Below are 13,442 nucleotides of genomic sequence, written 5' to 3' on the forward strand. Positions count from 1 at the left end.
CCCGTGAAGATCGCGGCGGTCAGCAGGGACGACCCCAAATGCGCCTGTCTCGATCCCTATTGCTCAGAAGCGGTAGACCAGCGCGGTGCTGATGGTCTGCACCCAAGGCTTGAACAGGATGTTCGTGCCGGTCGTCCCCGCGACATGGCAGCCAACAACGGTACAGAACGGCGACAAGGTTACACGGTCGTAGAAGGCGGACCGATATTCGGTCTTCATTGTCCAGCCCGGTGCATGGATTCCGAAGATGTCCAGATTGTTCTCGACGCCGCCGCCGACGAAAAAGCCGTCGCGGTGGAACGAAGGTGTCGTCTGCCGAGCAGCACCGTGCACGAAGTTCGGAAGCGTGAGGTCTGGCAGACTGCTGCCGGACCACTCGGATCCTGAATATCCGGCATTCGCATAGGACAGCACGTTCGGCGCAACCAGCCATCCCAGTCGCACGCCGGCGGCGTAGCTCGTGCGCAGCGTCTCCTCGCCCATATCCAGCAAGAAGGTGTTGTCCAGCGATCCGCGGATCTCTCCGGACTGCCCATCGGCAAAGACGCCGGCCACCCAGCGGTTGAACTGCCAGTCATAGCCGAGACCCACAGTGCCGAACCAGCCGCTGCCACCCTGGCGTATGTTGTCAGTCAAAGGAGTCCCTGCGGGCCCATTGGCGGGAAAGCCGCCGGCGAGGCCATCGCTCTCAGTCGAATTGTCCGCAGCCCACAGACCGCCGCCGCCACCACCGAAGACGTAGAATCCGGTCCAGTTCGCGATCGGTAGCGGTGCCGCCTTCGCGTACGCCCTGTCCGCAAAGGCCGATGCAACTGCCGCATCCGCAGGGCCGGTCGAATTGAACCGGTAGACCAGCGAGGCGCTGACGGTCTGGACCCAGGGTTTGAAGTTGATCGCCGTACCGGTCGGCCCGGCCGAGCCGCACAGGATGGTGCAGTCCACAAGCAAGTTGACCCGGCTGTAGAAGGCAGACCGATATTCGGTCTTCATGAACCAGCCCGGAGCATTGATGCCGAAACTGTTCAGATCGTTCTCGACGCCGCCACCGACGAAAAAGCCATCCCGATGAAAGGAACGCGTTGTAAGAACGGTTCCCGCTCCAATGGTCGTTGCGTCCGTCATGTTGCTGCCGGACCACTCCGAACCGGAATACCCTGCGTTCACATAGGAGAGAACATTGGGCGCGACCAACCACCCCAGTCGCGCGCCGGCCGCGTAGCTGGTGCGAAGCGTCTCCGTGCCCTCCGCAAAGACGGCGAATTGCGAGCCGCGAATCTCTCCGAACTGCGCGTCAGCGAAGACGCCAGCCACCCAGCGGCCACCAAACCGCCAATCGTAGCCGAGGCCCACAGTGCCGAACCAGCCCCTGCCGCCGAGACGCTTGTTGCGACTCAAGGGAGCGCCTGCACCCAAGGCGACAGTATCTAAACCGAGATCGAGAGCGAACACGCCAGGCACACCTGTGCTTTCGGCGGAATTTTCAGCAGCCCATAGTCCGCCGCCGCCACCGCCGAAGACATAGAAGCCGGTCCAGTTTGCGGCCGGCGCCCCCGGAGCCTTGGTCGAGGGACCCGCTCCCAGGTCTGCTGCCGAAGCGGCGCCCGTGATCGCCATGGCTGTGGTCACAGCGAGTATCGATGTCTTCATTGCTTAATTCCCGTAGTCCCTGGATGCGTCGTTCTGGAAAATCGTGCTGTCTCAAGCCTCACGCCGAGACGCCTTCAGCTCGATTGTTGATCAATGGATTTGGTAGTTCAGCCCGACGCGCGCGACGTTGAGATTGGTGCGTCCGAAATTTGCATTGAATGACGAAGGCGAAGCGCCCGGCGTGGGACCCAACACGGTCTCGGTTGTCGAGCCGCCGCCCAGGCTCACGTAAAGATATTCAGCCTTGAGCGTCCAATCGTGCGACCAGGCATATTCAAGCCCGCCGCCGACGCTCCACCCCGTGGCAACGCTGCTCGACGATCCGGCAAAGCACGAGGAATTGGTACCCAGGCAATTGACGGTATAGCCGAGACCACCGAACGCGAACGGTGTGTTCGTGTCCCAGCTTCCGCTACGGACGACGCGGCCATAGGCGAATCCCGCAGTGGCAAAGGCAAGGAGATTGTCCGCCGGCAGATAGCCAAGCCTGGCTCTCACGGTGCCGAACCAATCGATCCGCTGCTCAACCGGCGCGTTGAACGGCGCCGTGTAATAGGGCGCGTAGACTCCACTGGTCGAGGCGAAGCCGCGAACGCCGGAGCCATCAAAATCCGCCTCCGCTCCGATAAGCCAATTGCTGTTCAGTTGACGATTGTAACCAGTCTGAACTCCGCCCAGAATGCCGGAATAAGTGAGCGAGGCAGGAGGCGGTTTGCCGTTGCCGTCGCGCACGTCGAACAAGGAGCGCGTCATTGGATCATTCGGCGTGTAGTCGACGCCGTTCCGATCCCAGCCGCCACCGACGTTCGCCCCGATGTAGAAGCCAGTCCAGTTGCCGACCGGCGCCTCGGCCGCGTGAGCCGGCGCTCCAAGGAATACAGCGACGGTGACAGCACATTTTGTCAGCTTATTCATGACGTCCTCTGAAAACAGGCGATCCAACCCCTCGACGATCTCGCCGTACGAGGTCGGCTCGAATCCCTGCTGGGGCATGTGCGGCTCATTGTTCGGCCGACCAGTTTGATCGTCGCATCAGTACCTCGCGACGACCGGGCCGCCGCCAAGGCTGTAGTTGATGCCGACCCTGGCCAGGTCCGTCCTGAAGCTCGCGCGGCTCGTCGACCCTATGGGCGCAAAATTGGTGACAGCCGTGAAACCGATGTTGCCGAAATCAGTGTGCAGATATTCGAGTTTAGCGCTCCAACGCGGAGCAACCGCGTACTCAAAGCCGGCGCCGGCGACCCAGCCCGTCTTCGTCGCGCTCGCGCTGCCCGCGCCGGTGAACCCCTGCCCAAAGGTGGCGGTTTGAGCAAAGCTGACGTCAGAGACGGCGACGCCACCCGTCGCGTAGACAAGGAACCGGTCAAACGCGACGCCGACACGAGGCCTGACCGTCGCCATCCAATTCGACTTCACCGACGTTGCGAAGAAATAGGGAGCAACCCCCGGGAAATTCAGAATGGGCGTGATGTAGGAGCTTTTCAGATCGAGGTATTCGACGTCGGCCTCGAGACCAAATACGAACTGGGAGACCTGCCAATTGTAGCCGGCCTGGCCTCCTGCGGTGGCCCCTGCCGGATGGAAGCTCCGGGAGCCGTCGCTGGCGGCCTGCGCGGGGAAGCCGGCGGGTGCAGCGATGTATTGCGGATTGTAAGCGACCGGATCATTGCCCCAGCCGCCGCCCGCATTTGCGCCGACATAGAAACCCGTCCAATCATAGATAGCGACCGGAGCCGGCGGAGCTTTCATCGGCAGGTCGGCGGCGGAAGCCGCCGTCATCGCGCCCGCCCCGATCGTAGCGGCCAGCAGGGACAACGTGTAAATGCGCATATCTCGATTCCCAACCCTTGAGGTGGGAAGAATCTAGCGAGCCCGACACATCCGGTCGTCAACCGACTGATCTAACCTGCGACAGAATTTATCAACCGATCGGTTGAGGAACGCAAAATGAACAGCTCCAGCTCGAAGAGCGGCACCCGCGCGCTGATCCTTGCGCTGATCGCGCTCGCCTGCGGGCACATGCTCTCGACCCTGCTGCGCACGATTCCAGCGGTCAGCCTCGACTTGATGGCGACCGATTTCCGCATCGAATCCCAAGCGCTGGCGAGCCTTACCTCGGTCTATCATTTCGCCTTTGCCGCGGCACAAATCCCGGTCGGCGCGGCGATGGATCGCTTTGGCGTACGTCCGGTCTCGCTCGGCCTGCTCGCGGGGACCGTGATCGGCGCGGTCGCGTCGGGCTTCGCGACGGGGCCGGAAAGTTTTGCGTTCGGGCAATTGCTGCTCGGCGTTGCCACCTCAGGCATGCTGATGTGCCCGATGACGCTGGCTGCCAAGCAATTGTCGGCCGCGCGGTTCGGCCTGTGGTCCGGAGCGATCCTGTCGATCGGCAATATCGGCATGCTGTTGTCGTCGAGCCCGCTCGCCTTCGTGGTCGATCATTACGGCTGGCGCGCCGGGTTCTGGATCTCGGGCCTCGCAGGCGTCCTGGTGGCGCTCGCCGTCTTCGCGCTGGTGCCGAACCAGCCGGCCGAGCACAAGGACGATTCCTCACCCCTGTCGCAGATGATCGAGGTGCTGCGGCTCGGCTTCTCACGTCCGCTCCGCGGCCTGATTGCGCTCGCGCTCGTGTCGCTTGCGACCTCGCTGGTGTTGCGCGGCCTATGGGGCGGGCCGTGGCTGATGCAAGTCAAGGGATTGTCGCGGGTCGAGGCCGGCAATCAACTCGGCGCGTTCACGATCGCGATGATCGTAGGCCCGCTTTGCATCGGCATGATCGATCGCAGGCTCGGCCAACGCCGCGAGCTGGTTGCCGGCGCGCATCTCATCGCGGCAATTCTGCTCGCGCTGATGGCGCTCGGCGCGCCGCATTATGCGGTTTCCCGGCTGCTCGGCGTTCCCATGATGCCACCGCAATACGACCTCGCGCTGTTCGTGCTCATCGGCCTTGCAACCTCCGCGCAACCGCTGCTGTTCGGCATGTCACGGCAACTGGTCGACGCGCAGGTTGCAGGCAAGGCACTCGCCGCAGTGAACCTCGCCTTCTTCCTCGGAGCGGCCCTGATGCAGTCGACCACCGGCGCAGTGGCGGCGCTCGCGGGTTTGCCGGCAGTGCTGCTGTTCATGGCCGCGGCGCTCCTCATCGGCACGCTGGTTTTTCTGGCCTATACGTCGCCAAGCGCATCATCGCCGCGAACGACTTGACGGGTCACATGGGAGAACACGCCGGAGCTTTCGTATCCGGCTGCCCACGATCCAAAAGCGCGCGCTGGCACACAAACCTTCCTGGCGCAGCTTTGCATGTTTTCGGCGAGACGAATTGTCGCGGGCGTTGGCAAATTCGCTGCTGCATGTGAAATCGCTCACAGTGGGACCTGCCGCTGCGAGCTAGGATCGTTGACGGAAGTCCGCTTGCGAAATTTTCTGCGCAGGAGATTTCCATCAGAAAACTGTCTGGATCGGTGCTATCGCGGTTGCCGTCGACGTAACCGTCGCAGCGGCTGCGCCTGCTTGCCTCAGACAGAAATGTTGGCTGCGCGCTCCCGAATGATAGCGAAGCCGACCATGTTTCGATTACAGCCGATTTTGAAGACTGCCCGCTAGCGAGGCGGCGGCGGCGATGCGCGGGCCGGCCGAATTTGGAATCCGGAGATTGCGCCATGAGCACGACCTACAATGCAACACGACTGGACCGACGGCTCGCTTCCGCCCGGCGCGTCGTCAGATTCCTGGAGAGATATTGGGAGGCGTTTCAGGAGCGGCGCAAACGCGCGCGGCTGCACACCGCCTTGTGCGATCTGAGCGACCGGGAACTGATCGACATCGGCATTTCGCGCGGAGAGATCGACTACGTCGCCTCGAACCCGAATATCGACCCGCGCGGCGTTCGATCGATCCCGCCGACGATTTGACATCCACAGCGTACGATCGCGCGGTCGTGCGTAGCCGAGCGAGCATGGAGTTGTTCGTGCTGCTGCCGTTGAGGCTCTGGCGAGTTCCCGCAACTACGGCATTGCCGGGCGGCGCCCGACGGCCTAGCCTGCAAAGAAAAATGCGGGATGGACGCATGGCACGCATCGCAACGACGGAGACAGGGCTCTACCGGATCCCACTCCCCGTCACCCTTTCCGACAGCACGCATGGCGAGATCAGGGCGTTCGAGCTCGTGACCTGCCGCGTGCGCGACGCCGATGGCGCGGAAGGAGCAGGCTACACCTACACCGTGGGCCGCAATGGCGGCGCGATCGCCGATATCTTGCAGCGCGAAGTCCCTGCACTGATCGAAGGCTTTGAGGCCGACGACACCGAAGCGATCTGGCATCACGTCTGGTGGGGCTTGCATTATGGCGGCCGCGGCGGCGCCGCGGTGCTCGCGCTCTCCGCGCTCGACATCGCGCTGTGGGACCTGAAGGCACGACGCGCGAACCTGCCGCTATTCCGCCTGCTCGGCGGCTTCGATGCCCGCGTGCCCTGCTACGCAGGCGGCATCGACCTCGATCTTTCGATCGAGGCGCTTCTCAAGCAGACCGACGACAATCTCGCCAAGGGTTTTCGCGCCATCAAGATGAAAGTCGGCCGGCCCGATCTCAAATCCGACGTTCCGCGCGTCGCGGCGATCCGCAAGCATCTCGGCGACGGCTTTCCGTTGATGGCGGACGCCAACATGAAATGGAGCGTCGAGGAGGCGATTCGCGCCGCTCGTGCATTTCAGCCGTACGATCTCACCTGGCTCGAAGAGCCGATCATCCCCGACGACGTCGCCGGCCATGCCCGCATCCTCAGCACCGGCGGCGTTCCGATTGCAGCTGGCGAGAATTTGCGTTCGCTGTGGGAGTTCAAGAACTACATCGCCGCGGGCGCGGTGTCCTATCCCGAGCCCGACGTCACCAATTGCGGTGGCGTCACCGCCTTCATGAAGATCGCGCGGCTGGCGGAGGCCTTCAACCTCCCCATCACCAGCCATGGCGCGCACGACATCACCGTGCACCTGCTCGCGGCCTGCCCGAACCGCTCCTATCTCGAGGCGCACGGTTTCGGGCTCGACCGCTATATCGAGAATCCGCTGGTGCTCGATCAGGGCATGGCGCTGGCGCCAGTGCGCCCCGGTCACGGCATCTCCTTCGACTGGAAGGGGCTGGCACAGCTTTCGCCCTAGTGGAAAGCGCTTTGTTGCACGCGAGCCATTCCCGCGCGCCGGATGTGCGATGCTCAAATTCGGTTATGGTGGCGAGGCCGGCACCATCCGAAAGACGTGAACTTGACACCTGAACTTCACCAGAAACTGACCGCATGGCGCCAACACCTGCATGCCCATCCCGAGCTGTCCCTGCAGGAGAAAGCAACGTCGGCCTTCGTGCAGGAGAAGCTTGCCGAGCTCGGTATCCCCTTCGAGGCGGGCATCGGCGGCCACGGCATCGTCGCGACACTGACGCGCGGAGCTGCGCAAGGGCGCGTCGGCCTGCGCGCCGACATGGATGCGCTGCCGATCCATGAGGAGACGGGGCTGGCCTACGCATCGCGCCAGCGTGGCGTCATGCATGCCTGCGGACATGACGGCCACACGGCTTCGCTGCTCGGCGCGGCGGCGCTGCTTGCTGGGGATACGAGCTGGAGCGGCACGATCGATTTCATCTTTCAACCGGCCGAGGAAGGTTTTGGCGGCTCGCGCGCGATGGTCGCGGAGGGCCTCTTCGAGCGCTTTCCGATGACGCGGATTTTCGGTTTCCACAACTGGCCCGGGCTGAACGCCGGCACCATCGCGGTCCATGACGGCGTCGTCATGGCTTCGGGCGGCCGCGTCACGCTCACGATCGACGGGCATGCCGGACACGCCGGCATGCCGCATCTGACGCGCGATCCGCTCGTCGCCGCCGGCCACCTCATCGTGGCACTGCAATCGATCGTGGCGCGCAACATCGACCCGCTCGACACCGCCGTGCTCTCGCTATGCACGATCGAGGGCGGCACGGCGGCGAACCAGATTGCCGGGCGCGTGGTGATCCGCGGCACGCTGCGCCATCATCGCGGCGCGGTGCGCAATACCATCGTCGAAGGCATCGAGCGGACCTGCGCCGGGATCGCGACCAGCTTTGGCGTCAAGGTCACGCCCGACATCACCTTCGGCGTTGGCGCGGTCGTCAATACGCCGGCGGAGGCGGGCCTTGCGCGCATCGCTGCCGAGAAAGCCCAGGCCCCCCTGCGCCGCGACCTCGCCCCCAGCATGGCCGGCGAGGATTTCGCCTTCTATCTCCAGCATCGCCCCGGCGCCTTCGTCTGGATCGGCAACGGGCCCCTGCGCGACGGCGCCGAGCTTCACAGCCCGCGCTACGATTTCAACGACGCGATCTTGCCGGTGGCATCAAGCTGGATGGCCGAGGTCGCCAAGATGGCGCTGTCCGCAAATTAGCAATCGACGGCTGACAGGACCCGTTAAATGATCCCACCTTGCCGAAGCGCCGCTATCCCAGCCGTGTCATAGCCGAGTTCAGCCAGGACAAGGTCGGTATGCTCGCCGAGCGTCGGCGGACGCGTCGCGATTTCACCCGGCGTTTCCGACAACCGAACGGCGGCTCGTGCGACCGGTGCGCGTTTCGGCAAGCCCGGGTAATCGACGTCCTGCATGAAGCCGGCGGCCCGAATGTGCGGATGATCCAGCGCCTGTTGCGGGCTCAGGACAGGCCCGGCCGGAATCATCGCACTCCCCAGCGTATCGACGGCCTCCTGTGTGGTGCGTTCGGCGCACCAGCGCGCCATCCGCTCGCTGATGATGGGGCCGTTATTGCCGCGGCTGATATCGTCGGCAAAGCGCGGATCGTTCAGCCACTGGTCCGCCTCGCCCATCAGCTTCGCCCAGCGCTTGAACAGCGGATGGCCCGTGACCTGGCACAGCACCCAGCCGTCCCTGGTGCGGTAGATGTCGGCGGGCGCTGCGGTCTGGCCGAGATTGCCGGTCGGCACGCGATTGACATCGATGACGGCCTGCTCGATCAGCGTCGCGTTCGTGAAGGACAGCGCGGTCGCGAGCAGCGCGCCCTCGACGATCTGCCCGCGCCCGGATTTGCCGCGCTCGATCAGCGCGGCGAGAGTTCCGAACGCGCAGTGCAGGGCCGTTCAGAAGTCGACCCAGTTCACCGCGGCCCGGTAGGGCGGATCGCCGGCGCCCGTCATGTACACCGAACCCGACATGACCTGTCCGACCCCGTCGAAGCCGACGCGGTCGGACCAGGGTCCCGGCCCGCCGAACGCGGTTGCCGTCGTCAGGATGATATCGGGCTTGATCGCCTTCAACGAGTCGTAGTCGAGCTTCATCGCGCGCAGGGTTTGTGGAGGCAGGTTGGCGACGACAACGTCCGCTGTCGCAATCAGGCGGCGCATCACCTCCTGCCCTTCGCCCTTCATCGGATCGAGCGTGACGCACTTCTTGTTGCGGTTGATCTGCAGAAACAGCGCGCCTTCGCCGCCTTCGCCGACCGGTGCCACGAAGCGATCCTCGCTGCCATCGCGCTTTTCCACGCGAATGACCTCGGCGCCGAATTCGGCCAGCAATGTCGCGCAATACGGTCCCGCGATATAGCGCCCGAAATCGAGGACGCGCACGCCCTGCAGAACTCCTCCCATCGATTTCTTTCCTTGTCGTCTTTTGCCCCGAGTTTTTGCCAGATTACAGGGACTGGCTGCGGCGGCAAGGTCGCAACGTGCACCGCGCTTGCTCTTAAGATGTGATCGGCTGACAGTTTCGGCCGGCGGAAATTCTGCTCTAGTATGGCCTGTCCGTCCCCCAAGCCAGAGCGCGATCCATGCCTCAACAATTCGATCGATCCACCGAAGATCTCGGCAACGCCATTCATCTCGAGCACGTCAACGTGCAGGTGCCGGATCAGCGCCTCGCCACGTTGTTTTACGTCACGGGGCTCGGGCTCACCCGCGACCCCTATCTGATGGTGTCCGACACCAACATGTGGATCAATGCCGGTCAGAGCCAGTTTCACCTGCCGAGCGGCAGGCCGCAGGTGCTGCGCGGTCACATCGGGCTGGTCATCGCGGGCCGCGAGGCGCTGCTGCAGCGCCTCGCAGCAGTCGCCAAAAAGCTCGAGGGCACGGCGTTCGCCTACGCCGAGCACAACGACTACGTCGAGGCGACCTGTCCGTGGGGCAACCGCCTGCGCTGCCATGAACCGGATGCCGCGCGCTTCGGGCGCATCGCGCTCGGTATCCCCTATGTCGAATTCGATGTGCCGGTCGGAGCCGCACCTGGAATTAGCGCCTTCTATCCCGAGATCATGGGCATGCCCGCTAGCTTGCGGAGCGGCGACGGCCAGGTTGCTGCCGTGAAGACGGGCCGCGGCCAGCATCTGTTGTTCCGCGAGACCGATCGCCCTCAGGGCGACTATGACGGCCACCATGTGCAGATGTACATCACGGATTTCTCCGGGCCTTACCGAAGACTGTCGGCGCGCAAGCTGATCTCCCGCGAGGACAATCAATACCAGTACCGGTTTTGCGACATCGTCGATCTCGGCAGCGGCAAGCATCTCTTCACGGTCGAGCACGAGGTGCGCAGCGCGACCCATCCGATGTTCATGCGGCCGATGGTCAACCGCAATCCGGCGCTGACCAATCGCAACTATGCGTTCGGCCACGATCAATCGCTCTGGGCGATGGGGCCTGACCAATACGAGGGATGATGTACACGCGCGGAGACCACCCGTAGATTTCCCAAGTGCTGGCCACTTCGCACACCGGTTAACTGGTGCCGGTCGAGATCCGCACCATGAAAGCACCCAAGCCAAAGCAGTGGACCGAGCAGGAAATCCGGCAAATGGTCAGGCTCGCCCGCCAGGGCGTTAGCGCATCGAAGATCGCCGCCGAACTGGGCCGTCACGCCGGCTCGGTGAGGCGAATGGCGCGGACAGTGGGAATACTGTTGAAGAAGTAGCTGCCTTAACGCAGGCGCGAAGGTTCTGGTGCGCGACGAGCTTGGTCGCCCGTCTGCACGTGCGAATGTGCCGGGCGCAGATGTGCTGGCGGGATTCGGGTCGAAGGGGCGCGCTCGTCCAAAGCCATTCGACACCGAAAGAACGCGCGATCTGTTGCGGCGCAGCGCCACGTCAAGCACCGCTAACTCTTTATATCCATGGCTTTCTCACCGCAAAGGCTCAGACTGCCGGAAGCCAATTCCTTCTGGCGGAGGCCCCATGAGTCGCTCACCCTCTATCGTGCCGCATGCCTCAGTCCACCATGACATCTATCTCGTGCTTGAAGACTTCGGCGGCCGACTCGGGTGTGCCTGGTGCGAGACTGCCGAAGAGGACGCAAATCGCGCGACGCTTCTGCGGCACCTGGTCGAGGGCCAATACGAACATCCCATCCGCATCGTTGCCTTCAATCCGATAGAAGGATGGTCACGCGACGTGACGACGGACATCGCTGATGAGATCCGCCGCCGTTTCGTCGAACTCGACGACGTGGCGCCATCTCTGCTGGAGTTTCTGGATAGAGCGGCCGGCCACTGATCCGTGAGTCCGCGCGTCTGCAATCCAGCGTAGCACCGAACCGCCGGGCGACGGCATCGGGTGCACCAAGCCGAGCGCCCCAAGAGCGGTCCGCGATTTGGTTCAGACAACCCGCGCCGCACGACTTGATCAAACCTCTTGCCGCGCTCGCGAACTTGTCAAACAAGAATCGTGCATGCGGACTTCCTCAAGAGCCGTGGAGCGGTATACTGACCCAATTGGCAGTATCATTTTTCTGTAGGGGGCAATCATGTTGGACGATGAATTCAACAAGCAGCGCGCGAAGATATTGCGTGATCTCGCCGACCAAGCCGATCCCTTCATCAAGAGACGTCTTCTGAAGTTGGTGGAGCGCTACGAGCCCAAGCGTCGCGGCGCGCCAATTGATCAACAATTTCAAGCCAGGCTTCAGTGGGATACCGAACATCGCGACATCACTTCTGACTGATATTGAGGTCGCTCTCTCTTGAAGCCGGTCAAGAAAGAACTGGCTTTCGAGCGCGAGAGGGTAGACACTGCGATCGACCAGCATCACGTCAGCCGTAAATTGGAAAGTCGCGATTTCGCCATCCACGCGCTGGAGCAGCGTCATGCGATATGCTTTTGGGCAGACCGTCTCTCTTCAGGACCAGCTTTCGAAAGTCGCGCAGGAGAGCCGTAAGCAGGCAAAAACGATGCCTGCCGGCAAGGAGAGAGAGGAGCTTGAGAGAACGGCCAGCCAGGCCGACACGGCAGCCCGCATAGATGAGTGGATCAATTCTCCCGGACTCCGACGCCCAACTTAGCAAGATCCAGATCGTACCACGTCTGCCGGCCGCTGGCGTCTAAAGGCCCCCGCCATTGCCGGAGCCTTTTGCGCGATCAAGGACGTGAGCTTATTGGCCACGCGGATAGCGATGCCGAGCGGGAATGGATTGCTCAGGCGTAGGAAAGCGACCTTCCTCACATAGCCCTCGACATGCCATTTGGCGTGCGCCCCCTTGCGGAAGTGGATCACGTCACCGACGCCATATCGCTTTGGCGGCATACCCTTGCCTTCAAGCACGATCGATCCTTCCAGAATCACGATGGTCTCGTCGAGATCATAGTACCAGTTGAACTTTCCTTCGGTGCACGACCAGATCATGGTCCTGGCAGTGTTGCACGCACTCATCGACAGCATGCGCGAGCGGGCTTCCGGATTGCCTTCGATAACCCAAGATGCCTCGATCGGCGACGGATCGAGGTCTACTTCGCAATGAGCCGTCTCAATAAGTTCACGCAACATTGGTCCATCTCCAACAAAACAATTTCGTACGCTTTGACGAGCATCCTGGTCGCGCCCGTGCGTCACTCTTCTCTTGAAGCGGCATCATCAAATCGTCGTCGACAGGCGTGAAGATGCTAGATTGTCGCAAGAGGGACTTAGCCGCCACTTTGAAGTGGTACTCCTTTCGGGACGCGAAACGGCAGCAAGTTACAACTTGTGTACCGGCGTCCGCTCTGAGCTGAAAAGCCGACACGGTCGTATCGATGAAATCAAAGAGGCCGCCAAATTGATCGGCGCACGCTTTGCGATCCGAAGCGGCGTGATCATCATTCTCAAAAAAGGACCGACGTCGGGCGAAACGCGAACGATCCCGGGACCTGAGCCGGGCTCTGCCACGAGACCGACATCATCAATGCGGTCTAGAAGTTCAACGATCGTCGCAGGTTACAGACCGCCGCCGATCCAAGGCCGCTCAAGGCTGGTTGTTCGGCGGCCTTTCGATGAACCTGCGACTGCCGTTGAGAAGCTCGAGATTATTGGCAATGACGGGGTTACCTGGATCGAGCGAATAGGCCTTCTCGAACTTCCGCCGCGCCGCGCTGAGATTGCCGCGCAGCATGTAGGAATATCCCTGATCGTTCAGGACCTGAACCGTTTCGCCTCCAAGCTTGATCGCCTGGGCATAAGCCTGGTCCGCAAGATCGAACCGGCGGATCCGATCATAGCTCGCGGCGAGCCCGATCCAGGCCGTCAAGTCCTTCGGCGATTTCTCGACTGCGTCCTTGAAATAGCGCTGGGCGAGTCCGTAGCTGCCGCGGTTGAAATGCTCGAGCCCCACCCGGACGGGCTCATCCGACGGATAATATTTGACGTCGGTCGGCTCCTGCACGGGGTCCCCGCCCGGCGGATCCACGGGGGCCACGATTGCAGCCTCCCTCGTTGTGTAGTCACAACCCGCTAGGCCTGGCGCCAACCAGCAACAGGTCAGCATTACAATGGCACGTCGCATAACCCTTGTCCCCCGCCCGGCCCGA

General features: G+C 62.6%; 13 protein-coding genes and 1 pseudogene. 7 read left to right on the plus strand and 7 right to left on the minus strand.

Annotated elements, in window-relative coordinates:
* Positions 1 to 63 precede the first annotated feature (63 nt).
* The 3 genes from ACV1FX_RS13310 to ACV1FX_RS13320 all read right to left on the minus strand — a co-directional run bounded on the left by ACV1FX_RS13310 (position 64) and on the right by ACV1FX_RS13320 (position 3,477).
* Positions 64 to 1,647, minus strand: coding sequence for an outer membrane protein (locus ACV1FX_RS13310; RefSeq protein WP_473118009.1), 1,584 nt, complete (start codon positions 1,645 to 1,647; stop codon positions 64 to 66).
* 90 nt (positions 1,648 to 1,737) lie between these two features.
* Positions 1,738 to 2,640 (minus strand): outer membrane protein, encoded by a 903-nt coding sequence (locus ACV1FX_RS13315; RefSeq protein ID WP_473118010.1) that lies wholly within the window; start codon positions 2,638 to 2,640, stop codon positions 1,738 to 1,740.
* Between the two features lie 39 nt (positions 2,641 to 2,679).
* Positions 2,680 to 3,477: an outer membrane protein gene (locus ACV1FX_RS13320; protein ID WP_473118011.1), complete on the minus strand. Its 798-nt coding sequence runs from the start codon at positions 3,475 to 3,477 to the stop codon at positions 2,680 to 2,682.
* Between the two features lie 117 nt (positions 3,478 to 3,594).
* Between ACV1FX_RS13320 and ACV1FX_RS13325 the strand changes: the two genes are divergently transcribed.
* The 4 genes from ACV1FX_RS13325 to ACV1FX_RS13340 all read left to right on the plus strand — a co-directional run bounded on the left by ACV1FX_RS13325 (position 3,595) and on the right by ACV1FX_RS13340 (position 8,053).
* Positions 3,595 to 4,851 carry an MFS transporter gene (locus ACV1FX_RS13325; protein WP_473118012.1) on the plus strand — a complete coding sequence of 419 codons (1,257 nt, stop codon included), beginning with the start codon at positions 3,595 to 3,597 and terminating at the stop codon, positions 4,849 to 4,851.
* Positions 4,852 to 5,306: 455 nt separating this feature from the next.
* Positions 5,307 to 5,558 carry a DUF1127 domain-containing protein gene (locus ACV1FX_RS13330; protein WP_473118013.1) on the plus strand — a complete coding sequence of 84 codons (252 nt, stop codon included), beginning with the start codon at positions 5,307 to 5,309 and terminating at the stop codon, positions 5,556 to 5,558.
* Between the two features lie 155 nt (positions 5,559 to 5,713).
* A complete protein-coding gene (locus tag ACV1FX_RS13335) occupies positions 5,714 to 6,802 on the plus strand; it encodes a mandelate racemase/muconate lactonizing enzyme family protein (RefSeq protein ID WP_473118014.1) in 1,089 nt (362 codons plus the stop codon).
* A 102-nt stretch (positions 6,803 to 6,904) separates the two neighbouring features.
* Entirely contained in the window at positions 6,905 to 8,053 is a 1,149-nt protein-coding gene (locus tag ACV1FX_RS13340; protein ID WP_473118015.1) for an amidohydrolase, read from the plus strand.
* Positions 8,054 to 8,076: 23 nt separating this feature from the next.
* Here ACV1FX_RS13340 and ACV1FX_RS13345 read toward each other — a convergent pair.
* Positions 8,077 to 9,264: pseudogene (locus ACV1FX_RS13345) on the minus strand (CaiB/BaiF CoA transferase family protein).
* A gap of 179 nt (positions 9,265 to 9,443) precedes the next feature.
* Between ACV1FX_RS13345 and ACV1FX_RS13350 the strand changes: the two are divergent.
* The 3 genes from ACV1FX_RS13350 to ACV1FX_RS13360 all read left to right on the plus strand — a co-directional run bounded on the left by ACV1FX_RS13350 (position 9,444) and on the right by ACV1FX_RS13360 (position 11,159).
* Positions 9,444 to 10,331, plus strand: a complete 888-nt coding sequence (locus tag ACV1FX_RS13350) for a VOC family protein (RefSeq protein ID WP_473118016.1) — start codon at positions 9,444 to 9,446, stop codon at positions 10,329 to 10,331.
* Between the two features lie 86 nt (positions 10,332 to 10,417).
* Positions 10,418 to 10,582, plus strand: coding sequence for a helix-turn-helix domain-containing protein (locus tag ACV1FX_RS13355; RefSeq protein ID WP_473118017.1), 165 nt, complete (start codon positions 10,418 to 10,420; stop codon positions 10,580 to 10,582).
* Between the two features lie 259 nt (positions 10,583 to 10,841).
* Positions 10,842 to 11,159 (plus strand): hypothetical protein, encoded by a 318-nt coding sequence (locus tag ACV1FX_RS13360; protein ID WP_473118018.1) that lies wholly within the window; start codon positions 10,842 to 10,844, stop codon positions 11,157 to 11,159.
* 187 nt (positions 11,160 to 11,346) lie between these two features.
* Here ACV1FX_RS13360 and ACV1FX_RS13365 read toward each other — a convergent pair whose 3' ends face one another.
* The 3 genes from ACV1FX_RS13365 to ACV1FX_RS13375 all read right to left on the minus strand — a co-directional run bounded on the left by ACV1FX_RS13365 (position 11,347) and on the right by ACV1FX_RS13375 (position 13,330).
* Positions 11,347 to 11,751 (minus strand): hypothetical protein, encoded by a 405-nt coding sequence (locus tag ACV1FX_RS13365; RefSeq protein WP_473118019.1) that lies wholly within the window; start codon positions 11,749 to 11,751, stop codon positions 11,347 to 11,349.
* A gap of 189 nt (positions 11,752 to 11,940) precedes the next feature.
* Positions 11,941 to 12,426 (minus strand): cupin domain-containing protein, encoded by a 486-nt coding sequence (locus ACV1FX_RS13370; RefSeq protein ID WP_473118020.1) that lies wholly within the window; start codon positions 12,424 to 12,426, stop codon positions 11,941 to 11,943.
* Between the two features lie 454 nt (positions 12,427 to 12,880).
* Positions 12,881 to 13,330, minus strand: a complete 450-nt coding sequence (locus ACV1FX_RS13375) for a tetratricopeptide repeat protein (protein ID WP_473118021.1) — start codon at positions 13,328 to 13,330, stop codon at positions 12,881 to 12,883.
* Between the last annotated feature and the right edge of the window lie 112 nt (positions 13,331 to 13,442).

The sequence above is a fragment of the Bradyrhizobium ingae genome, from assembly GCF_055791185.1.

What these genes read in the sequence shown, in the direction of transcription:
- ACV1FX_RS13310 (WP_473118009.1), bottom strand. Translation starts at nt 1,647, where the DNA reads ATGAAGACATCGATACTCGCTGTGACCACAGCCATGGCGATCACGGGC.
- ACV1FX_RS13315 (WP_473118010.1), bottom strand. Translation starts at nt 2,640, where the DNA reads ATGCCCCAGCAGGGATTCGAGCCGACCTCGTACGGCGAGATCGTCGAG.
- ACV1FX_RS13320 (WP_473118011.1), bottom strand. Translation starts at nt 3,477, where the DNA reads ATGCGCATTTACACGTTGTCCCTGCTGGCCGCTACGATCGGGGCGGGC.
- ACV1FX_RS13325 (WP_473118012.1), top strand. Translation starts at nt 3,595, where the DNA reads ATGAACAGCTCCAGCTCGAAGAGCGGCACCCGCGCGCTGATCCTTGCG.
- ACV1FX_RS13330 (WP_473118013.1), top strand. Translation starts at nt 5,307, where the DNA reads ATGAGCACGACCTACAATGCAACACGACTGGACCGACGGCTCGCTTCC.
- ACV1FX_RS13335 (WP_473118014.1), top strand. Translation starts at nt 5,714, where the DNA reads ATGGCACGCATCGCAACGACGGAGACAGGGCTCTACCGGATCCCACTC.
- ACV1FX_RS13350 (WP_473118016.1), top strand. Translation starts at nt 9,444, where the DNA reads ATGCCTCAACAATTCGATCGATCCACCGAAGATCTCGGCAACGCCATT.
- ACV1FX_RS13355 (WP_473118017.1), top strand. Translation starts at nt 10,418, where the DNA reads ATGAAAGCACCCAAGCCAAAGCAGTGGACCGAGCAGGAAATCCGGCAA.
- ACV1FX_RS13360 (WP_473118018.1), top strand. Translation starts at nt 10,842, where the DNA reads ATGAGTCGCTCACCCTCTATCGTGCCGCATGCCTCAGTCCACCATGAC.
- ACV1FX_RS13365 (WP_473118019.1), bottom strand. Translation starts at nt 11,751, where the DNA reads ATGACGCTGCTCCAGCGCGTGGATGGCGAAATCGCGACTTTCCAATTT.
- ACV1FX_RS13370 (WP_473118020.1), bottom strand. Translation starts at nt 12,426, where the DNA reads ATGTTGCGTGAACTTATTGAGACGGCTCATTGCGAAGTAGACCTCGAT.